Below are 24,056 nucleotides of genomic sequence, written 5' to 3' on the forward strand. Positions count from 1 at the left end.
GATGACGGGGCAGTCGCGGTGACCCGCTACATAGTGAGTCGTGTGACCGGGGCCGTGCTCGTGCTCGCGGTCGTCACCTGCCTGGTGTTCGTGCTGTTCGAGCTGCTGCCCGGCGACGCGGCGGTGACGGTACTCAACCGCGGCGGGGCGTCGGGGGCGATCCCGCCGGAGCAGCTGGCCGCGCTGCGTCACGAGCTCGGCCTCGATCGGCCCGCGGGCGAACGTTTCCTGTCCTGGGTCGGCGGGCTGCTGTCCGGTGACCTCGGCACGTCGCTGCTCTCGGGACGGCCGGTCGGCGACGTACTGGCGAGCCGGATCGACAACAGCCTGGTCCTCGCCCTGGTGACGGTCGTCGTCATGCTGCCGGTCGCCGTCGTGCTCGGGTTGTGGGCGGGCATGCGGGTCGGCGGCCGGGCCGACCGTGGGCTCAGCACCGCCGCCGTCGCGATCGAGGCGGTACCGACGTTCGTCGTCGGGGTCGTGCTCATCGCCGTCGTCGCGCTGGGGTGGCGGCTGCTGCCCGCGGTGTCGCTGGTGCCGGTCGGGACGAGCCCGTTGCGCCGGCCCGCGGTCCTGGTGCTGCCCGTCGTCTGCCTGGTCGCGGCGCTCGCCCCGCACCCGATCCGGATCATCCGCGCCCGTGCCGCCGAGCTGGCGGCCGGCGAGTTCGTGCGGACGGCGCGCAGCCACGGCGTCGGGGGCGTCCGGCTGGTGTCGCGGCACATCGCGCCGTCGGCGGTCGCGGCCGCGCTGCAGCCGATGGCCGGCTCGGTCGCCGGGCTGGTCGGCGGTGTGGCCGTGGTCGAGACGGTGTTCGCCTACCCCGGGCTCGCGCAGGAGCTGATCGGCGCGATCTCCCAGCGCGACTTCCCGATCGTCGCGGCGGCCGCGATCCTCATCGCGGGCTTCGGGATCGCGGTGTACCTGGCGGCCGACCTGCTCGCGTTGCTGCTCAGCCCGGTCGCCCGCCGCGCCGTCCTGACGGGACGACGATGAGGACCCGGCTCGTTCCCGCGGTCGTCGCGGTCCTCGTGCTGCTCGTCGTCGTGATCGGGCCGTTCGTGGCGCCGTGGCCGCCGGGCGAGACCGTCGGCCGGCCGTTCACCGGTGCCTCGGCCGAGCACCTGCTGGGCACCGACAAGCTTGGTCGCGACGTCCTGTCCCGGTTGCTGCACGGTGGCTGGCGGCTGCTGCTGATCACCGCGGCCGCCCTGACCTGCGCCTACGCCGTCGCCCTTCCGCTGGGTCTACTCGCGGGCCTGCGCCGCCGGGCCGACGGCTGGGTCATGCGACCCGTCGACGTCCTGGTCGTGCTGCCGTGGTTCCTGCTGCTCGCGGTGCTGGCCACCGTCGCCGGCCGCGGCGCCCCCGCGCTGCTCGTCGCCGGCGCGCTCGCGACTCTTCCGTGGGTGGTCCGGCTCGTGCGCACGGCGACCGTCGAGGAGGCGAGCGCCGGCTACGTCGAGGCGGCCGTCGCGCGGGCTGAGCCGTGGCGGCGCATCGCGTGGCGCGAGGTCGTGCCCAACATCGGGCCGGTCGTCCTCGCCGACGCCGGGATGCGGCTGACCGCGACGCTGTCGGTGGTCACGGTCGGCGGCTACCTGGGGCTCGGTCTTCCCCCGGACGTCCCGGACTGGGCCCTCGCCGTCGCGACCAACCAGTCGGGGATCACGTTGCAGCCTTGGGCCGTGCTGGCGCCGGCGCTGATGATCGTCGCGCTCGTCGTGTCGGTGAACCTGCTGGTCGACACCCGCGACAGCCGGGCGGTGCCCGCCGTCGCCCGCCTCGCGCGCTCCGGGACGGGAACGCTGAACGGCAGGATGGGTGAGGATGACACGGTCGTCGAGGTCAACGGACTGACCGTCCGGGGTGCAGAAGGACGGCTCTTGCTCGAAGGCGCCGACCTGGCGCTGTGCGCAGGTCACGGACTCGCCGTCGTCGGGGCCTCCGGCGCCGGCAAGAGCACCCTTGCCCGCGCGATCGCGAACTCGCTTGGTCCGGGCCTCGTCGCCACCGGCGACGTCCAGCTTCGACGACCAGGCGGAGGTCCCGGCCGCGTCCTCGGCTGGGTTCCCCAAGACCCCGCACTAGCTCTGAACCCCAGCCTGCGGATCTCGGCCCAGCTGCGCGACGTGCTGCGCGCCCACCGCCGTCCCGCCGACGCGGCCGCCGTCCGCGCAGCCCTGTCAGGAGTGGGGCTGCCGGCCGACCGCGAATTCATGCGCCGCTACCCGCACGAGCTCTCCGGCGGTCAGCAGCAACGCGTCCTTGTCGCGCTCGCGCTCGTCGGCGATCCCGCAGTCCTCGTCCTCGATGAGCCCACCACCGGCCTCGACCCCGCCGCCGTCACCGGCGTCCTCGACCTCCTGCGCAATCTGCGCGCACGCGGGATCAGCCTGATCATCGTGACTCACGCCCTGCCTATCGTTCTCGATCTGGTCGACGACGTTGCCGTCCTCGATGCCGGCCGCATCATCTCCGTCCTCCCGGCCGCGCCGAGGACTGGTCCGGCGGTGGTCCAAGAGGCGCGGCGGAGCGCGCGGCCCTCCGCCGCGCCTCTTCTCACTGTCCACGAACTCGCGGCCGGGTACGGCCAGACGCAGGTCATCGCGGACGTCGACCTCAGCGTCTGCGCCGGCGAGTGCCTCGGCGTCGTCGGCCGCTCCGGCTCCGGTAAGTCAACGATCGCACGCTGCCTCGTCGGCCTGCATGCGCCGTCGCGCGGCACCGTCACTCTTGACGGAACTGCGCTCGCCCGCCGCGCGGCCTCCCGCAGCCGGGCCCAGCGCGGCGCGATTCAGTTCGTCTTCCAGAACCCGGCCCGCTCGCTCAATCCCCGGCGCACCGTCGGTGAGGAGCTCCGTGCACCCGTCCGGATCTTCGGCACCGCCGAGGAGCCCGCCGATCTGCTGCACCGCGTCGGGCTCGGTGTCGAACTGCTCGACCGCCGCACCGACCGGCTCTCCGGCGGCCAGCAGCAACGCGTCGCGGTCGCCCGCGCGCTCGCCGCCCGCCCCCGGCTATTGATCTGCGACGAGGTGACTGCCTCGCTCGACCCTCAGAGCCGCCAGGTCGTGATCGACCTCCTCGATCGCCTGTGTAACGAGTCAGGCCTTGCCATCCTGTTCGTGAGCCACGACGTCGAGGCGGTCGCCAGCCTCACCGACCGCATCCTCACAGTTACAGAAGGTCGGCTGGTCACTCCCAGGCTCATACAACCAGCGCGCACCAGATGACGGCTAACGGAGCCGCGATCAAACCGCTTCGATCTCTTGTTCCTCGTTGAATGGCGGGACGAGGGCACCACGAAGCGGGCTACTCGCCAGTGATGGGGTGAGGCCTCGACCATGGCCTCCCCAGGGGCGGCGGGGGAGCAGCCGCGCAAAGAATCTTGTTGACAGTAATAGTGTCATCATGAATATATGAGCACCTGCACAGTTGGGTGATACTCGGTTTCCGTAGGAGTTCAGATGACGAGGGACGCATCGCTGTTGCCGTTGACTGCTCGAACACCGTCACCATTGATCGTGGACGGTCGGCCCGGGCCGCGCTTTCTTCTGTCCGCTGGCCACACGGCGGGAATGACACGCTGCAGCAACCTCGATCCCGAGGCCTTGAATCATCTCGTCGACGCTGTGGCGGCGCTGCGCGGAACTTCGAACCGGCCGGTTGCGGCCTCGTTGTGGATGTCCCAGTGCGCGAGCTGGATAGCCAGCCCTGCAGTCGCTCAACGCTTGCACGACCAGATCCTTCGGGCACCGCTGTCCGCGGTCCGGCTGAGGGTCTACGGCGGAGTGATCGAAGCCGCCACGTTCAGCGAGCCCCCCTACGCCGGTGTCGGCGACATCGCGGCGGACGACGAGGCGATGCTGACCGACCTCATTGATCGCAACCTGAGCGTTCTCGCCAGCCGATTGCGAACCCAGATCCGCATCAGCTCGCGGACGTTGTCAGGGAACATCGCGGCAGCCATCGCGACCGGCACTCGAGTCATGTCCTGGTGCGCCACACCCGACGACCAGGTTGCCGACGCGTCATTTGCTGCCGCCTTCGCCCTCCGCCTACTGCGTCGCCGCAACCTCGACCACCTCTGCGACGTGGATATACAGACGGTCGAGGACCGCTCCTGGCTGGTCGTCCAGCGCCGATCCTGCTGCCTCGCCTATCGCACTCCGGCGGCCTCCTACTGCGCGACCTGCCCCCTCATCAGTAGAAGCGACCGAACCGATCGCCACCGTCGCATGATCCTCGACCACATCCAGGAGAGCCGATGACCCACCCAGCCCACTCCGCCCGCCGCGGCGCACTGCGGCTGCTCCTCGCCACGGCCGTCGTCGCCCTCGTCGCGGGCGCATGCAGCGCGGCCCCGCCCGGCTCGGGTAGCAGTGCCGCCACCACCGCGACCGACGCGCCGCGCCGGACCGAGACCGTCATCGACGACCAGGGCCGCGCTGTCGAGCTGCAGGTCCCCGTCCGCAGCGTCGTCGCGTTCAACACCTTCAACGTCGAGTTCATCCGCGCCGTCGGCGCCTACGACACCGTCCTCGGCCTCGACGGCGGCTCCGCCGGCGCCGACTACACCGGCTACTGGCCCGGCCGCGACACTTCGACGACCGTCGGCAAGGGCCAGGCCGAGCCCAACTACGAACAGCTCGCCGCACTCAAGCCCGAGGTCGTGATCTTCCCGCGCAACGGGTCCTGGCAGGACGCCGAACCCAAGCTCGCCGCCTTCGGGATCAAGACCCTCGTCGTCACCGGCTGGGACCAGGCCAAACACGTGTTCAACGTCGACCTCATCGGGAAGATCTTCGACCACCGCGACAAGGCGACCCAGCTCAACGCCTTCTACACCCGCTACAAGGACCTGCTCGCCACGAGGCTCGCCGGGGTCACACCCAAGCGGGTCTACCTGGAGAACGACAAGGACTACGGCTCACCGATCCCCGGCTCCGGTTGGCACGACATGATCGTCTCCGGCGGCGGCACGAACATCTTCGGCGACGTCGTGTTCGGTACCGACGGCGCCGCCCGCGGCTCGGTGCACCAGTTCGACATCGAGCCCGAGGCGGTTCTCGCCCGCGACCCGCAGCTCGTCATCCGCAACACCGGCGGCGGATACGCCCTCGCCTCCGCTGACGACCCCGCCACCGTCGGGCGCGCTCTGCTCGCCCGGCCCGGCTGGGACCGGATCTCCGCGGTACGGGACAACGCGATCCAGGTGACCAGCTCGTTCCCGATGAACGCCTGCTCGAAGATCATCGGCTCGCTCTACGTCGCGAAATGGCTGCACCCGGAGAAGATGACCGACATCGACCCCGACGCCGTGATGCGCGAGTGGATCGAGACCTACCAGGGCGTGCCGCTGCCCGACCCGGGCGCCTACCACCGCCTCGCCACCCGGTGACCGCGGCGCCGGGAACCACCGTGACGGGGGCGGCGGCGCCCCGGCCCGCCGGCCGGTGGCGGCTGCTCGTCCTACTGGCCGCCGTCGTCGCCCTCGGGGTGCTCGTCGTCGCCTCGGTTGCGCTCGGCTCCAGCGGCGTCGGGTTCGCCGACGCCGCCTGGGCCATCGGCGCCCGCATCCTCGGCTCAGACGTCACCCCCGACGGCGAGCGGGTACAGGCGGTCGTGTGGGGGCTGCGGCTGCCGCGCGTCGTGCTCGCCGTCCTCGGCGGCGCCGCGCTCTCTGTCGCGGGCGTCGTCATGCAGGGGATGCTGCGCAATCCGATGGTCAGCCCGTTCACTCTCGGCATCTCGTCGGCCGCGGCGTTCGGCGCGTCCGTCGTCATCCTGTTCGGCGGGGCCGCCTCGGCGGGTGGGCGGACCGACCCGCTCGTCGTCGCCGGCGCACTCATCGCGTCGGCCGGCTGCGCGGCGCTGCTGCTCGGGCTGTCCTGGATACGCCGGGCCGCCGCCGTGACGCTGATCCTCGTCGGCATGGCGCTGAACTACCTGTTCAGCGCCGTCACCGCAGCTCTGCAGTACGTCGCCACCGACCAGCAGCTCGCCCAGATCGTGCGATGGACCTTCGGCAGCGTCAACGAGGCCGACTGGACGCAGGTCGCCGTCGTCGGGTGCGTCGCCGCCGTCGCGTTCCCGCTGGTCATGGCCCGCGCCGGAGCCCTCGACGCCGTCGCCTTCGCCGGTGACGACGCCGCCCGCGGCCTCGGCGTCGACGTCACCGGGCTGCGGATCGTCGGCAGCATCACCGCCGTCGCGCTCGCCGCGGTCGTCGTCAGCTTCACCGGGGTCATCGCGTTCGTCGGGCTCGTCGGACCGCACATCGCCCGGCTGATCATCGGCGCCGGGCACCGCTACCTCGTGCCGTTCGCCGCCGTGTCCGGTGCGCTGCTGCTGCTCGCCGCGGACACGGTGGGGCGCACCGTGTTCGCCCCCGTCGTCATCCCGGTCGGAATCGTCGTGTCGTTCCTCGGGGCGCCGCTGTTCCTTAACCTGGTGCTGGCCCGGAAGCGGTCGTTCCTGTGACCCGTTGCGACGAGCCACGCGGGACGCTGCAGGTCACCGGCCTGCGCGCCGGGTACGGGCGCACGACCGTCGTGCACGACGTCGACCTCGTCGCCCGCGGCGGGCGGGTGCTGGGAGTGCTGGGGCCCAACGGATGCGGCAAGTCGACGCTGCTGCGCGCGCTGTGCCGGATCGTGAAGCCCACCGCCGGCGCCGTCGAGCTCGACGGCGTCGACCTGGCCGGGCTGCACCGCCGTGACCTCGCCCGCGCCGTCGCCCATGTCCCGCAGGCCACCGCCGGGGCGTTCTCGCTGCCCGTCGCCGAGGCGGTCCTGCTCGGGCGCATCCCTCACATGGGGATGCGCCCCACCGCCATCGACCACGCCCACGTCGACCGGGCCCTCACGATGCTCGACCTCGACGCGCTCGCCGCCCGCCGCGTCGACGAGCTCTCCGGCGGTCAGCAGCAACGCGTCGGCATCGCCCGAGCCATCGCCCAGGACCCCCGGGTCCTGCTGCTCGACGAACCGACCAGTGCGCTGGACCTGCGCCACCGCATCGACGCCATGGACCTCGTCCACCAGCTCGCCCACGAGGCCGGGCTCACCGTCGTCGTCGCCGTGCACGACCTCGACCTCGCGGCCGGCTACTGCGACGAGGTCGCGTTCATGCACGCCGGACATCTGCTCGTCCAAGGCACACCCGCGGAGACGTTCATCCCTGAGACGATCAAGCGTACCTACGACGTCGAGGTGGTCGTCACCTCCGCCGACGACGGAACTCCGCAGGTGCGTCCGGTGCCCACGGCGACCCGCCCGCTGCTGCCAGCGTTGCGCGTGACGTGCTGACTAATCCCTGCAGTCTGCTCAGTCGGTCTGCCGGAGAGCCTATCGATACTGATCTCGTCTCTTCGAAATTGCGCGATGGTCAGGGCGACGGAGCCGACGAAGCGATTCCGATTTATCCGTGGGAGGAGGGGGCACAGCGCACGTCGTTGCCGACAGATGGGCCAACACCCCCTGCTCGACGGGACCCGCCGACGGGGTGGGTAGTGATCGGCCGCAGCACACCCCGCTCAGGAGTTGGTGGGGAAATGCAGGCTTATGCTTTCTCGTGTGGCTGGCTCCGGCCACCGGGTCGTCACGACTTTGCCTCGCGTGAAGAAGTGAAAGCCGTCCATCCCGTGCGCGTGGGTGTCGCCGAACAGCGAGGACTTCCAGCCTCCGAAGGAGTAGTAGGCCATCGGCACCGGGACGGGCACGTTGATGCCGATCATGCCGACCTCGACCTCGTCCTGGAAGCGTCGCGCAGCGCGACCGTCGTTGGTGAAGAGGGCGGTGCCGTTGCTGTACGGGCTCGAATTGATTAGCGCGATGGCGTCGTCGAGCGTGGCCACCCGGACGACCGACAGCACGGGGCCGAAGATCTCGTCGGTGTAGATGGACATGTTTCTGGTGACGTCGTCGAACAGTGTCGGGCCGACGAAGAAGCCGGGTCCGTCCGCGTCGTAGTTCGCGCGACGGCCGTCGACGACGAGGGTGGCGCCGGCCGCCTCGCCGGCGTCGATGTAGGCGGTGACCCGCTTCTGCGCCGCCTTCGAGACCAGGGGGCCCATGTCGTTGGAACGGCGTCCGTCACCCGTCTCCAGTACCTTCGCGCGGTCGGCGATGCGCCCGACGAGTGCATCGGCGATGTCGCCGACCGCGACGAGCGCCGAGACCGCCATGCAACGCTCGCCTGCCGAGCCGAACGCGGCGTTGACGGCCTGGTCCGCAGCGAGGTCCAGGTCCGCGTCCGGGAGGACCACCATGTGGTTCTTGGCCCCGCCGAGCGCCTGCACCCGCTTACCCTGCGCGGCACCGGCCTCGTAGAGGTGCCGGGCGACCGGAGTCGAGCCCACGAAGGACACGGATCGGACATCGGGGCTCGTGAGCAGCGCGTCGACCGCGGTCGCATCTCCATTCAGGACGTTGAACACGCCGTCGGGTAGTCCGGCCTCCTGCCAGAGTTCCGCGATCCACAGCGCGGCCGTCGGCACCTTCTCCGAGGGCTTCAGCACGACCGTGTTCCCGGCGGCGATCGCGATGGGGAAGAACCACATCGGCACCATGGCGGGGAAGTTGAAGGGGCTGACGATCGCGCAGACGCCGAGTGGCTGACGGATCGACGACACGTCGACGCCGGTGGAGGCGTTCATCGTGGCCGACCCTTTGAGCAGGTGGGGCGCCCCGCACGAGAACTCCACGACTTCCTGGCCGCGAGCGACCTCGCCCGCCGCGTCGGAGAGGACCTTTCCGTGTTCGGCGGTGATGATCTCGGCGAGGTCTCCGGCACGGGCGTCGAGCAACTCCCGGAACCGGAACAGGATGCGGGTGCGCCGGGCGAGCGAAGTGTTGCGCCACATCGTGAACGCGGCGCCGGCGACGGTGATCGCGGCTGCAGCCTCCTCGGCTGAGGCCAGCGGCACGCGGGCGCTGACCCGGCCGGTGGCGGGGTCCGTGACGTCGCCGTAGCGGCCGGATGTTCCTCGAACCTTGCGGCCGCCGATCCAGTGATGCAGGTCGTTCGTGCCGTGGTGCTGCGCAGGTGGTTCGGTGCTCAGCACGTCACGAATACCTTCCGCACGGTTTCGACGACGTCCCAGCGTCCGCTCCAGCCTGCCGGCAGCACGAGCAGGTCTCCGGCCGAGATCTCGAAGGTCCGACCGCCGTCGCGGTCGGTGATGCGGGCCCGGCCGGACAGGATGACGCAGGTCTCGGTGTCGAGGCGGTTCTCCACCGCCCATCCACCTGGTGCGCACTCCCAGACCCCGATCCGCTCAGGTCCGCCGCTCGTGACCGGGCGCGACCTCACCTGGGGGTCGCCGGTGTCGGCGCCGGGTCGGCGCCCGGCGGGTGCGAGATCGCCCTCCACCTCGCGTCTGCTCAGCCGAATCGCAGCCGGCACGTCCTGCCTCCTGTTCGTCGGAACCGTCGTGGTCGTGGTCGCTCGGGGAGTGCTCACCTGCGGGTTCCGACCCTCACGCCGAGCTTGCGTGGGAGGTCGGCTCCGATCCGTGCCCACAGCGGTGGTCGTGTACCCGAGTCGGCGCTGCTCTCGATGCGCATGATGGCGGTGCGGACCGCGCGCCCACCGAGGTAGCGCAGCGGTTCGGGCGGCAGCGGGGGCGCCGACGCCCGGCAGAGCGGCAGCGACGTCCACTCGTCGGACCTGCCGGTCGCGAGGGACGCCAGAACCTGGCCGACGATCCATGACGGGTTCACCCCGTGGCCGGACAGGCCCATCGCGTAGTGGATTCGCGTGCCGGGCTTGGTGTGGACGATCGGGGCATGGTCGGAGGCCATGTCGATCGGCCCGCCCCACGCGTGCGTCAGTTCGACGTCCCGAAGCGCGGGGAACAGCTCTCGGAAGTCGTTGCACATCCTCGCGACGGTCGCCTGGTCGTAGGACATCTTGTCCGCGTTTCCGCCCCGGAAGCCGATGGGTCCCGATCCGGCGCCGAATGCGATGCGACCGTCGTGTGTGGCGCGGAAGTAGTGCAGGAACATCCGGGCATCCCGGATCCCCTCGCCGCCGGTCCATCCGAGCTCCGCGAGGCGGTCGGGGATCGGCTCGGTGACGCACATGTAGCTGCTCAGGTTGACCATGGATCGACGGCCGACCGGGTCGGTCGTCAGCGCCGAGTTGGTGGCGAGGACGACCTCGCGGCACCGGATCTCTCCCAGCTCGGTGACGATCCGGTTCGATGAGCCCTCGACGACGTCGATGACCCTGGTGCCCTCGTGGAGCCGCACACCCGCGTCGACGACGGCACGCCGCAATGCCCGCGCGAGTCGTGCGGGCTGGACGGTGCCGGCTTCGCGGAACAGGACGCCGCGGCCGAAGGCCGAGCTTGCGCAGCGGGCGGCCACGTCGTCGTGTGTCAGTGCCTCGACCTGGTCGGGCACTCCGAGGCGGGCGGCGTTGTCGATCGCGCGATCCAGCGCGGCTTCCTGTGCCTGCGACGTCGCGACCATCATGATGCCCGCCTGCGTCGCCCAGATGTCCTCGTCGCGTGTCTTCGTGAACTCGACGACGGCCTGCTGGGCTGCGGATCCGGCGTAGGCCAGCTCGAGGGCAGCACTCTTACCGAAAGCCTCGACCAGACCGGGAAGCTGCTCCCAGTAGCCGTGGAGGAAGCCTCCGTTCCGGCCGCTGGGACCTGCTCCGACGATGTCCCGTTCCAGGACGGCGACGTCGAGATCGGGGTTGCGCTCACGCAGCGCCAGCGCGGTCCACAGGCCCGAGTAGCCGCCGCCCACGATGACGACGTCTGCTTCGGAACGCCCGATGCACGGTGGTGCCGGCGCTTCGTCCGGGCCCGACGACAGCGCCTCCTCGAGCCACCACGGGAAACTTGGGTTCAGCATTGTCTCTGCTTTCGTGGTCGTGTCGGCGGGGGAGCCCGAGGGGGTCAGCCCTGCGCCCCGAAGTGTCTGGTGGGTCGTTCTTCCGACGGAGTCCCGCGCGGGCTGCGGTGTGTACAGGAACGTGGTGCGAGCGGAACCCACGCGCCTGCGCCCGGGCAGCCTCCCGCGAGGTAGGCGGACTCGCACTCGGCACATCGCCGTTCGGGCCTCGGGTCCGGGGGGACGAGAACGTCGCCGAGGGCATCGAGGAGTCGTCTGAGCCGGGGGTTCATCAGGGTCTCCGAGGATTCGTGAGACAGCTCGGAAGCGAACGGTCGATCGATGTCCAGGTATCGATGAGCCGAGCGCGGCGGAACGGGTGCCGAGGACCCCGTTCCGCCGCGGCGAATCAGTTGACCAGCTCGCCGTACATCTCGGGGCGACGGTCGCGCCAGAACGGAACCTTGCGGCGGGCATCGCGCACCGTGTCGAGGTCGATCTCGGCGACGAGCAGCTCCTCCTTGTCGACCGACGCCTCGGCGATCACCTTCCCGCCGATCGGCGAGATGATCTTCGATGAACCGGTGCTCTCACGGTCTCCTTCGACGCCGGCCTTGTTCGGCAGGACGGCGAAGAAGCCGTTCTCGTAGGCCCGGGCCTGGGTGAGGATGCAGAACGCATCCTTGCGGTAGTCCAGGCCGTAGGTGGAGTAGTTGACCGGAAAGGCCACGATCTCGGCACCCTTGAGCGCGAGCGCCCGCGACCCCTCGGGGAAGAAGCGGTCGTAGCAGATCTGCACGCCCACCTTGCCGTAGCGGGTCTGGAAGACCGGGAAACCGTCGCTGCTCGGCTTGAAGTACAGCCGTTCGTAGCTGCCGGTGGCGCCGGGGCGGTCGGCCGGAAAGTACGCGGAAATGTGCGTCTTCCGGTACTTACCGACGACGCTGCCGTCGGCGTCGAACACGAGCGCCGAGTTGTAGTACTCGTAGCCGGCCCGCTCCGCGTACGGGAGGATCACGACCATCTCGTGCGACCGCGCGACCTCGAGCAGCGGCTCGATCAGTGGCGATGGCAGGTCGTCGAACTGCTCGTCGAAGTTCGCCTCGTCGAGGCCCCCGAAGAAGCCCTGCGAGAGCGAAAGCTCCGGGAAGCACAGGACGTTCACCCCGGCGGCCGCAGCGCGCTCGGCGAGCGCGGTCATCCGCGCGACGGTCTCGGTCTTGTCCTTGGTAGAAGGGCCGAGCTGGACGGCCCCGATCGTGACGGGCTGCATTGCGTCTCCTGGGTCTCGTTGCTGCCGGTGGGTGAGGACAGGGCGGTGCGTGTGCGGGCCGCTGTGTCGACCGCGATCAGGCCGGGTCCGGGACGGGCGAGGCGGTCGTCGGAGCGGGATCGGTGGTTCTGGTCTCGCGCAGGAACAACGTCACCCCGATCAGGGAGATCAGACAGAGCCCGGCGATGTAAAACCCGGGTGCCGTCGTGCTGCCGGTCTGAACGGTGATCAGGATCGCGACGTACGGCGCGGTGGCGCCGAAGATGACCTGCGCCCCGTTGTACAAGACGGATCCTCCGGTGTAGCGGACGGCGGGCGGGAAGTTTTCGACGAGAATCGCTGCCGTCATCGACGCCGACGCGGCCATCGGCAGTGCGAGTAGAATCTGGCCGACAACCGCGCCGGAAATGCTGCCGCTGCTGGCCAGCATGAGTGCCGGCACCGGCATCACCACGAATCCGGCGGCGCCGATCTGCAGCACCCGTCGACGTCCGATCCTGTCCGACAACGATCCGAAGAGGGGTAGGCAGAGGGCGCAGACGACGACGGCGACGGAGTTGGTGATCAGGGCGACTGTTCGGCCGAGCTGAGTCGTCTGTTGGATGTAGGTCGGGAGATAGGTGAACAGGATGTAGAAGCCGACAGCGGTCGGGATCACGCCGAGGAAGACCGCGAGCATCACGCGGCCGTGTTCGGAGAAACATGTCCGAAGCGGCCTGGTCTCGATGTCGTTGTTCTCCTGAAGTTCCTGGAAGGCAGGAGTGTCCTCGAGTCGGAGCCGGATGAACAGGCCGATCAGGCCGAGGGGGAGTGCGAGCAGGAACGGCAGTCGCCAGCCCCATTGCTCGAATGCAGGCCCGGTCCAGACGGAGACAACCGTCACGACACCGAGAGCGAGCAGCAGTCCCACTGATGTGCTGACCACGAGGAAACTGGAGAACAGTCCCCGCTTCTTGCGGGGGGCGTGCTCCACGAGGAACGCGGCGGCGCCCGCGAACTCGCCGCCGGCGGCGAATCCCTGACCGAGCCGGCACGCCACGAGCAGGATCGAGGCGACGACTCCAGCAGTCGCGTGGGTCGGGAGCACGCCGATCAGTGCAGTGCAGCCACACATGATCAGGATCGCGATCGACAGCGTGGCGCGCCGCCCGATGCGGTCACCGATGATTCCGAAGACCACGCCACCGAGCGGACGGAGGAAGAACGCGATGCCGAAGACCGCGAACGTCGTGAGAAGTGACGAGGCCTCGCTGGTGGACGGGAAGAACAGCTTCGCCATCGTCACGGCCATCAGGCCGTACACGGCGAAGTCGAACCACTCGACCGCGTTACCGATGCCGGCCCCGACCACGATCGCGGTTCTGCTCGACCGCTTCTCGCTGGATCTGCTCGAATTCATCAGGACGACTCCCTCTCATCGCGGCACTGCGTTCTCGGGTGTTGTCTCTTCCGGTCGACCGGGTGCGTGTCGTGCACTTGCCACCGAGTGGGACTCGGCCCCGGCTACTACGCTTGCTGAGGAACGGTTGCCCGGACGTCGCTGCGAACCGTGAGAAGGCGCTGCGGGTTGTCGGTGAGCATTATTTCGACGTCGCGCTCGGTCAGTCCGTCGTGGAGCAGTAATGGGACGATGTGCTCGTGGACGTGTGCGAATCCCCACCCGCCGAACTTGCGCAGCCGTGTCAGCACAGCAATGTCGTGGGAGAGGATGACGCGGTCGGTGAAGCCCATCTTTCCCAGCCGGACGACGGCCATTGCGAGGTCGTGGTCGGACGGGGGGTACTTCCCGTGGCTGTGCATCGAATGGTCGTAGCCGAAGAGGTCGAAGCCCAGTGTGGGCCCCCGGTCCAGTAGGGACAGTTGGTAGGTCTCGTCGTCGAAGTCCATGCTGACGTGGTTGAGGAGGATTCGGGTGGGGTCCGCGCCCTCCGCGAGTAGGAGGTCGAGTACCGAGTGTCCTTGCTTCGCCCACGGCTGCAGGTGGATCGACAGCGTCAGTCCTGTCTCCTTCTGCGCCCACGCGGAAGCCATGAGTACGCGCCGCTCGGTGTCGGAGACGGTCGCGCTGGTCCCGATCTCCCCGATGATGCCGGGACGGATCCCCGAGCCGTCGGCGCCGTCGGCGTAGTCGGCGATCATCTCGTCGGCAATGGACTCCGCGCTGCGGTCGGCCAGGCCGTCGGGGTGGTGGCGCTGGATGTAGTACCCGGCGCCCATCACGACATGGACACCTGCGCGCTGAGAAATCTCTGCGAGGGCGGCGGGATTGCGGAACGGGCGGGGGGTGCAGTCGACGACGGTGCGCCCGCCGGCGGCGACGAGCGGGCCGAGCTCCTCGGCGACCAGGGCGATGTCGGTGAAGCGGCGGTTGCTGACGAACGCGGATGGGTCCCAGCGTGCCTCCGCGAGGTCGCTGGTCGTCAGCAGTTCATCGCCGAGCACGCGCTGGTCGTCGAAGGCGAGTGCGCCGAAGTCGGCGTACAGGTGTTCGTGCATGAGCGTCTGCCCGAGGTCGGCAGCATCGATCGGGCCGCACACCGTCATCGCCGCGCCCGGGAGCGGCGGCTGCGGGTCAGGGCTGGTCACGGTCGTGCCTCCTGCTCTCTGGGGTGGGTGTTCACCGGAACCGGCTGATGACGTCGTCGCCGAACGTCCGAATGGCGGTCTCGGCCTCCTTGCGCCCGATCCCGGGAAGCCACATGCGCGGGTGGAAGTGGAAGTCGCCGATGCGGTCCTGCATGCGGCGGATCTGCTCGTAGACCTCTGCGGGTGTGCCGAGGATCGCGGCCTCCTGTTGCAGGCTCTCCCTGATCGCGGCGTCGTCGGAGGACGCGGAGTAGAGCCCCTCGAGCTCTCCGGACGTCAGCGCCACGTACAGCCGATGGATGTAGTCGTAGCTCTTCTTGTACTTGCCCCATGCGTCGCCGTCGCGGTCGACGAAGCAGTACTTCGTGACGCAGACGTCGAGGTCGTCCCTCGCCCCGGCGGCACGGACCTTGTCGATGCGCTCGGCGAGGGTCTCGAAGTCGCTTGTGCCGCTGGACAGAAACCCGTCGGCGCCGCGGGCGGCGCGCATGACGGCCTCTTCTGCGATGCCGCCCAGGTAGATGGGGACCGTTTTCGAGCCGGGTTTCGGCGTCACGTCCACTCCGTCGTAGGAGTAGTACTTGCCGTGGTGGTCGACCGGCCCGCGCCAGGCGGCCCGGAGGATCTCGACGATCTCGTCGAGGCGGCCGCCGCGTTCGGAGCGCTTTACGCCGAATGTCTCGAACTCCTCCTGGCGGTAGCCGACCGCGAGACCGAGGTCGAATCGCCCCTTCGAGAGGATGTCGAGCACCGCGGCGTCCTCGGCGAGCCTGATGGGGTCGTAGAACGGCGCCACCGCGATGCCGGTGCCGATGCGCAGGCTGGTGGTGCGGGCCGCAATCGCCGCGGCGACGGGCATCAGCGACGGGAGCCAGCCGTCGGGCACGCCGTGGTGTTCGGAGAGCCAGAACGAGTCGAAGCCGACCTGTTCGGCGAGGACCGCCAAGTCGAGGAGGTCGTCGTAGATCTGCTCGAAGGAGCGCTCGTCGTCAGGGTGTTTCTGAAAGCTGACGCAGGCCAGGCCGAACTTCATCGCCATCGAGAGGTCTCCCTGCTTCCGTCGGTGTCCATCCCCGCAGGAAGCACGCGTCGTACGACCGCGCCGTGACCAACGGCGGTCCTCCGACGACCAGCTCCAGATCGTGCAGTGGATGTTGCAGTGGCGGTGCAATGCAACGACTGTTGCTTACACGGAGGGTCGTGTCAATGCTCCGAGTGGCTGTGCGGGCACCGAAATCCAGAGCGGTGCCGCAGATCGGTGCGACGCCCGCGGCGCCGGCCCACACAGTCGGTGCGGCGCCGACCGTGCGTGCATCAGAGCCGCTGAACTGCAGTAACAGTGCGCAGCCGGCATGCAGCTGCGCGTGGGATCTCGACGACGATTCGTCCCGTCGACGAGAAGGTCAGGCGAAGCGTTGCAGTCCATGCCGTTCTGCAGCGAACGTTGCACCGGGTCCCGCCCCGCCCTACGCTGCAGCGCGTGACTCAATCGGCCAGCGCTGCAGCAGACGATGCGCCCGGCGGCTCGACCGCGGTGCCGGCGGCGTCCCTGAACGACTCCGAGCCGGACTGGCTGACCTCGCTGGTCGAGGACGCACGGCTCACCCCGAAGGGACGCACGGTCGCGCACTCGCTCGCGTCGAACCCACGGCTCGGTGCCTTCGGCTCGGTCGCGGAGTTCGCCGAGAAGTGCGACGTCAACGCTGCAACGGTGATCCGGTTCGCTCAGCGGCTCGGGTTCAAGGGCTGGAGCGACTTCCAACTCAACTTCCGGCACCGCTACCTGGCGAGCCTGCTGCAGACCGACGCCGAACAGAACCCCGCCGATCGTCAGGGCAGCTCCGTCTTCAGATCGGCCGTTCAGCGCGACATCGAGAACCTCCACGCGACTCTCGACTCGGTCGATCCGGGGGAGTTCGACAAGATCGCGGAGCTCATCGCGCGCGCACCCAAGACGCTTGTGATCGGTGGCGGCACCTACGGACTGCTGGCCAGGGTTCTTGCGCACCACGCCTCGTACATGGGTTACGACGTGAGGTGCGAGGCCCATGACGGCGCGCGGCTGGTGGTGGCGCTGTCGCAACTCGACCCGGGAGACATGCTGGTTGCGGTCAACTTCTGGCAGCCCGTTCGCCAGATCCTCGACGCCGTCGAGTGGGCCCGCGAGCAGAAGATCGAGACGGCGGTCGTCGTCGATTCGCGTTTCTCCCCGCTCGCGGATCGGGCTGACCACGCCTTGATCGTTCCGTCCGAGGGAATCGCGTACTTCCAATCGCTGAGCGCAGGAATGTCTCTGATGCACGCGCTGCTAGCGAAGCTGCACGAACTCGGCGGTGAAAGGGCGACGGAGCGTATCCGTCGAGGGGAGAAGCTCTGGGGCAAGCTGGGCGTCCTTCGTTGATCATGACGGTTTCGGCCCCATGGATGATGTCGCTCAGTAGTACGAGCCCTTCGCGGACGGAACGCTGATAACTGAGACGATCGAGGAACCATCGGCTGTGTAGCGACGCGAGACCGTAGTGAGACCGGAACCGTCGCCGTCGGTCGAGGCTCGCCACTGTTATGTACAGCAGCTGGAGCGAGAAGACGGCGAACTGATGGTGGTGCCGCCTGGCGGCGGCGGGCCTGATGGCCCTTTGGCTGGCACGGCCTCACTCACGGTCAAGGGCGCTGCGCTGCGCTCCGCGTCGCTGCGCGACAGACCTTCGGTCTGCCCGTGGACCGTGAGCCTCGACGGCCGTGCGGGTGCGCCTTACGGCGGCGGGGAACACAGCGCCCCGCCACCCCAAGGGGACAGGGCCACCAGGCCTGGTTCTCTTCGATGCCGGGAGGCCGCCATGACCACCACCAACACCCCCGACACCACCACCGGGCGTGCCGCTGGGGGCGCGCGGAAGGGCCGCCGCCGTGCCGACGCGGACGGCACCCTGCCCGCGGACGTCCCGCAGACGGTCGAGGCGCCGGTGGGGGCGTGTGCGGTGATGGGTGTCCTCGTCCGGGTGGCCGGGGCGGTCCCGATCCGGCTGGACATGTCCCACGTGGGCACCCACGAGATGCAGCTCGGCCTGTCCCTGGGCACGATCCTGATCTACCTGCGGACCGCGATCACCGCGCACGCGATCGCGGACGGCTGGGCGAACGCGGCGCTGCTGGCTCGGGGTCTGCCGATGAGCGCGGTGGGGAAGCGTCCGATGCCGGTCGGGCCGTCGACGGTGGGGGCGATGGCGCGGATGGCCGGGGTCCCGCGCGTGGTCACCGGGTGGCAGGACGCCGTGGCGGGGACGACGCGTCCGGCGTTGTTGCGGATTCAGGCGGGTCCGGTGACGTGGGAGGTGTGTGACACCGCTGCATATCGGTCGATGTTGCGGGGGTGGCGGCAGGCTGCGCAGATGCTCGACGCGGGCGCCACCCTGGACACCGAGGATGCCGACGGCGGCGAGTGATCCGGGGCGGGGTGGTCAAGGGCTGATGGGCGGGGTGTGGATGGCTGGGCCGGGTTGTGGACAACCCGGCCCGGCCATCACCGTCGCAACGTCGAACGAGGTGAGGATGCGGCCATGGACGACATCACGGGGACAGCAGGAGACAGCGCAGGCAGAGGTGCGCGGTGGTCGGTGGGGGTGCTCGCGTCGGGCGTGGAGAACCTCGAGTGGCTGGACGGGGGGACCGCGCCGTCGGTCGGGGCGGCGTGGGCGGCGGCGACCGCGGCGATGATGGCGGCGCTGCAGGTGTGGGGCCGTCAGGAGTTCTGGCTGTCGGTGGCCGGGGCGCCGGTGATGATGATCCCCGGCCTGACTGCCGATGGGCGGGTGGACGTCGACGACGTCCGCGCGGGCCTCGACGAGCTCGCCGCCCACGCCATCTATCCCTGACCGTCGACCGGTGGGGTCGGGTGTCGCCGGGGTGTTCGTGCGGGGTGCGCTCAAGGCCGCGCGGGCCGAGAACCGATTGCGGACCGGCCACAGGCCGGCGGCCGGCATCGCAGTGTGTCGGTGGCTGGTGCCGCCGACAGGGCGACGCGCCGGCAGGCCTTGCACCTCTACGATGCGAACAAATGTTCGAGCGTGAGTTGCGGGTGTGGGTGAGGTGTGGGGTGCGGCGGGAGGTGTGGGTGAAGCTGGAGTTCCTGTACCGGCAGCGCAACTTTCCACCCCGCCGGCCGGCGGACACGCGGTTGGTGGTGGATGCGTCGGGGGAGGTGCCGGGGGTGTTGCACCGGTGGGTGCGCCAGGGCACGGGGGAGTGGCTGGCGGTGGTGTCGTTCTCGGTGCCGTACGTCGACCGTGACCCGAGCGTGGGGCTGGAGCTGGTGGAGCAGCTGGTGCCGTCGGAGGCGGTGCGTCCCCGCAAGTACGGCGGCTCTCGCCGCGCCCGTTGAGGACCCGACCCGGCCTGGCTGCCGCGACCGACCGTCACCGGGGGCCGGCCGCGGCGCCTCGCCTGCGCGGGGCTCTAGTGGTCGGCTGACTGGTAGAGGCTGTAGCCGAACTCGCCGATCGGGACCGCGTACCACGCGGGGCCGTTCTCCTCGTGGGAGCTGGTGACGGCGACGACTGTGCCGGCCCCGGTCGCGGGGTTGAATCCGGTCATCCAGGGCCCGCCGGAGAAGCCGGGGGTCATCGCGCACGGCATGGTCAGCGCGTTGTTGACGGTGGGGGCGACGGCGATCGCGCGGGTCGAGCAGCGCCGCAGGCTGCGTCCGTCGAATGGGGGCTCGGCGGGGTAGCCGAGTGCGGTGACCGCGGTCCCGGCCGGGGGCGGGGTGAACGAGATGCCTTGGGAGCCGACGACGTCTTGGAAGCTGCGTCCGTTTTGGCGGGCCAGCTGAATGAATGCGACGTCGTAGGCGGGGTCACCGGACTCGCGCCAGCGTGAGTCGACCCAGGCGGCGGTGATCGGCCAGCTGCCGTAGGGGGCGTCGTCGCCGGCGCGGCCGGGGATGAACGCGTCGAAGTCCTGGCCGTAGGTGGAGAAGTAGCGGGCCATCGGCCCAGTCTTGGGGTGGTAGACGCAGTGGGCGGCGGTGACGGCGACGTTGCCGCTGTTCGAGGTGACGACGGTGGCGGTGCAGGCGTAGTCCTTGGACTGCATCTGGCCGACCGAGACCGCCCCTTCGGCCCGGTAGAACCCGGCGCTGGCATCGCCGGCGGCGCGCGGAGGCGCCTTGACGGCGGCGGTCGTGACCGACGAACAGCGCTCGGGCGAAACCGTGTCGTCGGGTGATGTGGTGCAGCCGGTACCGCGGGCGTCGAGCGCGAGACGGTCCGCGACAGCTTGGGCGTCGCGCCCGAAGTCGTCGGGCTGGGAGGTGGACAGCGCACCGGGCACCGCGGCCGACACCCCGGCGGGCAGAGCCTCGGCGGGAAGCCGCGCTTGGTCTGATGCCCCGGCAACCGCAGCGGAGGGTGTTGCTGCGGTGTCCGGTGCAGCTGCAGAGTTCACCGCCGCGGAGGTGGCGATGGTGGAGGTGGCGACGGCGGGTCCGACCGCCGCGAGGAGCGCCAGCACGGCTGGCAGGGCGCGACCGGCGACTCTCGCGGGTCTCGACGGAGAACGCCGCGTCGGGGTCGTCATGTGAGCCGGTCTAGGGCAGTGGTCTAGCGGGGGGTCGGGCCCGCGATGCCGCCGGCCTCGATACTGCCGCAGACGCGTTGCGGCGCAGGGGGTACACGCAAACCAGCTCCTCGAGGGTTGGCCGCGCAGCGCGGCGCACCGTGTGCAGGTCGTGATCATCGAGGCCGTCGCGGCGTGGCGGGCCCGGTTCGGCCAAACCGTTCACAGTCGCGACGGCGGCTCGCCGGTGCCGTTCGTCGCCGGTTTCGTTGCCGGCCTGTGGACCTCTGCCCGGTCAGGCGGCCTGCAACCGTCGGCCTGGGAAGACCGTCGGACGGCCGGGCTCCGGACCGAACCCGTTGCGCCCGCGCTCCGCGACCCACGCCGGTGATCAGGGCACGGCGGTCGAGACGTCGAACATGGACGTGATGATCGCCTCGGGGTCGAGCGCTTCGAGGCGCGCTCGCTTGCTCGGCTTGTGGGCGAACGCCACTGCCGGCGAGCCGACCAGGTGCGCGACCTCGATGTCGGTCTCGGAGTCGCCGATCATGACGCACTCGGCGGCGGTTGTGGCGAGTGCGGTCATGGCTTCCCGCAGCAGGTGCGGGTGCGGCTTCATCAGGTCCGGGCGTCGTGGCACGCGGCCCGCGACCCCGGCGACGAGTCCAGTCAGGCCCGCTCGTTTCAGGTAGGCCCTGACTGCGTCGGCCGAGTTGTTGCTGACGATGGTGATCGTTCTGCCCGCCGCGACCAGCGCGGACACGGCCTGGGCAGCGCCCGGCGTGGCCGTTGCGGTGGCGACGGCAGCGACCTCCTGGCCGACGAAGTCCGACTCGATCCGGGACAGGCACCCCGCGTCGATGGTCGCGGCGTGGCGGAGGACGTCGAGCGGGTCGTCGGTGGCGGCAATGTCTGCGGGAACGGGTGCCCCGCCGTCGCGGAGGCGTTCGCGGAGGTGGTTGGCGACCACGCGGGAGGAGGTGCCGCCGTAGACCGCGCACACCGGCCCGTCGAAGTCGAGCAGCACGTGCGGGCGCGCGAGCAGGCCCGCCAGGTCCTCAGGCAAGGCCCGCCACCTGGGCGATCGCGACGAGGGTCTTGTCGTCGTGGCGTTTCGCTCGCGGGAGGACGCGGCCGTCGGGGTCGTCCTCGGCCTCCCACCGGTGAAACTCGGCCAGGAGCGCGTCGAGCTGGCGCTCGTCGGACCAGGCGATGTCCTGCCAGTCCCGACCTGTGTGCGTGATGAGGTCGGCGGCGCCGTCGCTGGCCACGACCGCCCACTCCATCGCGGCGCGCTCGACCTGCTCGACCACCCCGTGGTGCGCCGCGTCGGGGTCGGTCTCGGCGATCCAGTAACCGCCCTCGGTGTTGCGGGCGCGGCGCTCGGCTCGCTGGAGCTCGGCGAGCGTGGCCCGATGCTCGTCGTCGTAGCCGCCGCCGGCGATGAGCCTGTCGCGGTACCGGTCCCGCACCGGCACGGCGACGCGGGCGAGTCGATCGTCGGACAGATGGTGGGCCGTCGAGCCCCCGCCGCGGCGGGTCGTGCCGTAGACGATCGGGCTGTCGCCGAGGACGTAGAGGTCGACGATGTCGCGACGAACACGCAGGACCGCGACCGTGCTCGACGGCGATGCGCGGGGTGTCAGGTGCAGCTCGGCGGTGGTTGCGGCGATGGCGGTGGCGACCGCATCGGCGACGGGTATGTCGTCGTGCTGCTGCAGGGCTGCGGTGATGCGAGCGGCGAGGGACTGCACGTAGGTGACCGGGGAGACGTCGACCGGTTCGAACGCGCTCGCACCGTCGAGCAGGACGACCCCGAACGGAGCCACGATCGCGAGATCGGCGTTATCGGCGTCGTCGCCGCCGGGGCGACTGCAGGGTAATCGCGTTCATGTCGGGTCCTCAGCGGGTCGGGGGCGAGATCAGCTCGCGGCCTCGTGCGGGTTGTGCAGTCGAGATCGCCGACGGCGATCATGGGCGAACTGTGGCGGGCCGCGACGGTGCCGCCCGCCACCTGAACATCGGATCGGTGGCTGGCGGCCAGCGGAGGGTGTCGGATCTACGGCCAGCGGGTGATCCTCATTGTGGGGCGGCTGCGTGTGATTGGTGGCGGGGTTCAGCCCTCGTTGTAGGGACGGAGACCGACTGCGCCGGTGCAGTGGGAGACCGGTCCGTCAAGGAGCTCGACGTCGGCGACTGCGGCGTAGCCGTAGGTCCGGTGAGCGGGATCGTGGTAGGTCACCGTGATCCCGTACCGGTACGGGGTGAAGTCGGCCGAGCCGACGTGGTGGCTCCAGCAGTCCACGCTGACCCGGTCGGTGGCGCCTGCGTGGGCGATCACCGGGCACGTGGCGCGGGCGCACTGGTAGATGGCGACGTTGTTACCGGTGAGCTGGGCGGCGGTGGGTTCATGGGCGTACTGCGGGCCGACGGGGACCACCGGGGCCGGTTGCGCAGCGGCCGTCGACGCCGCGAGAGGGAGGGCGAGGACGGCGACGAGCGCGGCGATCAGGCAGGTGAGGGCCAGTGCGGCGCGGCGCGGCAAGGACATGCGGATCAGCTCCTCGAGACGGGGGCGCGTGGCTGCGCGGGGCGTGATCATCACTGCGGCCGCGAGCTTGTGGGGTCGGTTCGACGATTCCGTTCACGGGTGCGATCGGAGCCCACGTGCTCTGCTGGCGCTGCCCCGTCGACGTCGGCCCGACTGCCCAACTCCACGCGCTCGGCTCGGCGTGGTGGTCGGATCAGCTGGGGCCGATGTCGGTGGGGGTGAGGTCGACGCGGACGCGTCGGTAGGTGACGGGGTGGCGCCAGCGGCCGTGGTCCCAGCACACGTCGGCGTCGACCTCGACCACCACCTCGGGTTCGACCTTCGTGTAGACGAGGGGTCCGGCGCCGTACTGGCCGAACCTCGCTGCCGGGATCACCGGCGGCCACGGATGCGCCCCTACCGGCGCGCGCAACACGGCGGCGAGCTCGGCACGCTGCCCGGGCGCGAGCGGCCGGCTGCGGCCGACGACCCGCAACCTCCCGTCTCGGTCGTGGCGGCCCAGGACCAGCGCGTCGGGGTGGTCGAGCGGGCCGATGACGCCGCCGACGATGGCGTCGGTGGTGTGGTGGATGCGGACCTTGTCCCAGGCGTGGCGGTCGGGGCGGTAGCTGCGGCGCCGGTCCTTGACCACGACCCCCTCGATCCCGTTGCCGCCGTGGTCGGCCATCCACGCTTGGGCTCCGGTGAGGTCGCGGGTGGCCGGCATCAACGCCAACGGCGGCGCAGCGTCGTCGAGGAGCCGGCGCAGGGTTTTGCGCCGCTTGCGGTACTGCTCGGGCCGCAGGCCGCGGTTCTCGGCGACCAGGACGTCGAAGACGACGAACGTCGCCGGGGTGGCCTGGGAGCGGCGGGCGGCGTGCATCGCGGAGGGATGGATGCGCCGCTGCAGGGCGGTGAAGTCGAGCCGGCCGCCGGTGCGGATGACCAGCTCCCCGTCGAGGACCGTCCCGTCCGGAACCTGCTGCAGCAGGGAGGTGGTGATCTCGGGGAAGTAGCGGGTCAGGAACCGCTGCTGACGCGATTGCAACACCACCCGCCCGTCCTGCACGAACGCGAGCGCGCGGTTAGTTGACTGAACTTGCGAGCGGCGCCGAAGCCGACCGGCTCAGGTAGGTCTCTGGCCCGCTCCAGGGCCACCGTGTCCAGCGATACTTCTTCCGTACCAAACGGGGCAGATGACCTACGCGAGGGACGAACGCGATGACGGCGCACATTGCAATTGATCACGAGCAAACGCCAC

21 protein-coding genes and 1 pseudogene are annotated in these 24,056 nt (G+C 70.1%); 10 read left to right on the plus strand and 12 right to left on the minus strand.

What is annotated here, in order from left to right; translation table 11 throughout:
- The first annotated feature begins 33 nt into the window (after nucleotides 1–33).
- From PSU4_RS19870 to PSU4_RS19895, 6 genes are all read left to right on the plus strand, one after another.
- Nucleotides 34–996, plus strand: coding sequence for an ABC transporter permease (locus PSU4_RS19870; protein WP_281290713.1), 963 nt, complete (start codon nucleotides 34–36; stop codon nucleotides 994–996).
- Nucleotides 993–3,236, plus strand: coding sequence for an ABC transporter ATP-binding protein/permease (locus tag PSU4_RS19875; RefSeq protein WP_147110487.1), 2,244 nt, complete (start codon nucleotides 993–995; stop codon nucleotides 3,234–3,236). Before PSU4_RS19870 ends, PSU4_RS19875 begins: the two co-directional genes overlap by 4 nt.
- A 234-nt stretch (nucleotides 3,237–3,470) precedes the next feature.
- Nucleotides 3,471–4,274 (plus strand): (2Fe-2S)-binding protein, encoded by an 804-nt coding sequence (locus PSU4_RS19880; RefSeq protein ID WP_147110490.1) that lies wholly within the window; start codon nucleotides 3,471–3,473, stop codon nucleotides 4,272–4,274.
- Complete coding sequence (locus PSU4_RS31910) at nucleotides 4,271–5,404, plus strand: ABC transporter substrate-binding protein (RefSeq protein WP_147110493.1); 1,134 nt, start codon at nucleotides 4,271–4,273, stop codon at nucleotides 5,402–5,404. Before PSU4_RS19880 ends, PSU4_RS31910 begins: the two co-directional genes overlap by 4 nt.
- A gap of 20 nt (nucleotides 5,405–5,424) precedes the next feature.
- Nucleotides 5,425–6,486 carry a FecCD family ABC transporter permease gene (locus PSU4_RS19890; protein WP_222596336.1) on the plus strand — a complete coding sequence of 354 codons (1,062 nt, stop codon included), beginning with the start codon at nucleotides 5,425–5,427 and terminating at the stop codon, nucleotides 6,484–6,486.
- A complete protein-coding gene (locus tag PSU4_RS19895) occupies nucleotides 6,483–7,313 on the plus strand; it encodes an ABC transporter ATP-binding protein (RefSeq protein WP_147110498.1) in 831 nt (276 codons plus the stop codon). The genes PSU4_RS19890 and PSU4_RS19895 overlap by 4 nt, the downstream gene beginning before the upstream one ends.
- Nucleotides 7,314–7,540: 227 nt before the next feature.
- On the opposite strand, the gene PSU4_RS19900 is transcribed toward PSU4_RS19895, so the two are convergent.
- The 7 genes from PSU4_RS19900 to PSU4_RS19930 form a co-directional block, all read right to left on the minus strand.
- Nucleotides 7,541–9,070, minus strand: a complete 1,530-nt coding sequence (locus PSU4_RS19900) for a CoA-acylating methylmalonate-semialdehyde dehydrogenase (protein WP_373866080.1) — start codon at nucleotides 9,068–9,070, stop codon at nucleotides 7,541–7,543.
- Nucleotides 9,064–9,528 (minus strand): cupin domain-containing protein, encoded by a 465-nt coding sequence (locus PSU4_RS32835; RefSeq protein WP_281290714.1) that lies wholly within the window; start codon nucleotides 9,526–9,528, stop codon nucleotides 9,064–9,066. The genes PSU4_RS19900 and PSU4_RS32835 overlap by 7 nt, the downstream gene beginning before the upstream one ends.
- Nucleotides 9,465–10,874 (minus strand): NAD(P)/FAD-dependent oxidoreductase, encoded by a 1,410-nt coding sequence (locus PSU4_RS31920; protein ID WP_222596338.1) that lies wholly within the window; start codon nucleotides 10,872–10,874, stop codon nucleotides 9,465–9,467. The genes PSU4_RS32835 and PSU4_RS31920 overlap by 64 nt, the downstream gene beginning before the upstream one ends.
- Before the next feature lie 388 nt (nucleotides 10,875–11,262).
- The gene (locus tag PSU4_RS19915) at nucleotides 11,263–12,126 is read right to left on the minus strand and encodes a carbon-nitrogen hydrolase family protein (protein WP_147110507.1); all 864 of its coding nucleotides are present in this window, start codon (nucleotides 12,124–12,126) and stop codon (nucleotides 11,263–11,265) included.
- Between the two features lie 76 nt (nucleotides 12,127–12,202).
- Nucleotides 12,203–13,477 carry an MFS transporter gene (locus PSU4_RS19920; RefSeq protein ID WP_186817071.1) on the minus strand — a complete coding sequence of 425 codons (1,275 nt, stop codon included), beginning with the start codon at nucleotides 13,475–13,477 and terminating at the stop codon, nucleotides 12,203–12,205.
- A 155-nt stretch (nucleotides 13,478–13,632) separates the two neighbouring features.
- Nucleotides 13,633–14,712, minus strand: a complete 1,080-nt coding sequence (locus PSU4_RS19925; RefSeq protein WP_147110513.1) for a phosphotriesterase family protein — start codon at nucleotides 14,710–14,712, stop codon at nucleotides 13,633–13,635.
- 31 nt (nucleotides 14,713–14,743) lie between these two features.
- Nucleotides 14,744–15,751, minus strand: a complete 1,008-nt coding sequence (locus PSU4_RS19930) for an LLM class flavin-dependent oxidoreductase (protein WP_147110516.1) — start codon at nucleotides 15,749–15,751, stop codon at nucleotides 14,744–14,746.
- Between the two features lie 441 nt (nucleotides 15,752–16,192).
- Here PSU4_RS19930 and PSU4_RS19935 point away from each other — a divergent pair, with 441 nt between their 5' ends.
- The 4 genes from PSU4_RS19935 to PSU4_RS19950 all read left to right on the plus strand — a co-directional run bounded on the left by PSU4_RS19935 (nucleotide 16,193) and on the right by PSU4_RS19950 (nucleotide 19,090).
- Entirely contained in the window at nucleotides 16,193–17,113 is a 921-nt protein-coding gene (locus tag PSU4_RS19935) for a MurR/RpiR family transcriptional regulator (protein WP_186817072.1), read from the plus strand.
- A gap of 436 nt (nucleotides 17,114–17,549) precedes the next feature.
- On the plus strand, nucleotides 17,550–18,155 hold the full coding sequence (locus tag PSU4_RS19940; protein ID WP_147110521.1) for a hypothetical protein: 606 nt from the start codon (nucleotides 17,550–17,552) through the stop codon (nucleotides 18,153–18,155).
- Between the two features lie 114 nt (nucleotides 18,156–18,269).
- Nucleotides 18,270–18,584, plus strand: a complete 315-nt coding sequence (locus PSU4_RS19945; RefSeq protein ID WP_147110524.1) for a hypothetical protein — start codon at nucleotides 18,270–18,272, stop codon at nucleotides 18,582–18,584.
- Nucleotides 18,585–18,766: 182 nt separating this feature from the next.
- Complete coding sequence (locus tag PSU4_RS19950) at nucleotides 18,767–19,090, plus strand: hypothetical protein (protein WP_147110527.1); 324 nt, start codon at nucleotides 18,767–18,769, stop codon at nucleotides 19,088–19,090.
- 74 nt (nucleotides 19,091–19,164) lie between these two features.
- On the opposite strand, the gene PSU4_RS19955 is transcribed toward PSU4_RS19950, so the two are convergent.
- The 5 genes and pseudogenes from PSU4_RS19955 to PSU4_RS19970 all read right to left on the minus strand — a co-directional run.
- Nucleotides 19,165–20,040 carry a trypsin-like serine peptidase gene (locus PSU4_RS19955; protein ID WP_246115230.1) on the minus strand — a complete coding sequence of 292 codons (876 nt, stop codon included), beginning with the start codon at nucleotides 20,038–20,040 and terminating at the stop codon, nucleotides 19,165–19,167.
- Between the two features lie 616 nt (nucleotides 20,041–20,656).
- Nucleotides 20,657–21,331, minus strand: a complete 675-nt coding sequence (locus tag PSU4_RS31430) for an HAD family hydrolase (protein ID WP_186817073.1) — start codon at nucleotides 21,329–21,331, stop codon at nucleotides 20,657–20,659.
- The gene (locus tag PSU4_RS31435; RefSeq protein ID WP_186817074.1) at nucleotides 21,324–22,094 is read right to left on the minus strand and encodes a hypothetical protein; all 771 of its coding nucleotides are present in this window, start codon (nucleotides 22,092–22,094) and stop codon (nucleotides 21,324–21,326) included. Before PSU4_RS31435 ends, PSU4_RS31430 begins: the two co-directional genes overlap by 8 nt.
- Before the next feature lie 287 nt (nucleotides 22,095–22,381).
- Nucleotides 22,382–22,816 (minus strand): hypothetical protein, encoded by a 435-nt coding sequence (locus PSU4_RS19965; protein ID WP_147110530.1) that lies wholly within the window; start codon nucleotides 22,814–22,816, stop codon nucleotides 22,382–22,384.
- 193 nt (nucleotides 22,817–23,009) lie between these two features.
- A pseudogene (locus PSU4_RS19970) lies at nucleotides 23,010–23,867 on the minus strand (ATP-dependent DNA ligase); the annotation flags it as partial.
- Between the last annotated feature and the right edge of the window lie 189 nt (nucleotides 23,868–24,056).

The sequence above is a fragment of the Pseudonocardia sulfidoxydans NBRC 16205 genome, from assembly GCF_007989085.1.
In the GTDB taxonomy this organism is placed as follows: domain Bacteria; phylum Actinomycetota; class Actinomycetes; order Mycobacteriales; family Pseudonocardiaceae; genus Pseudonocardia; species Pseudonocardia sulfidoxydans.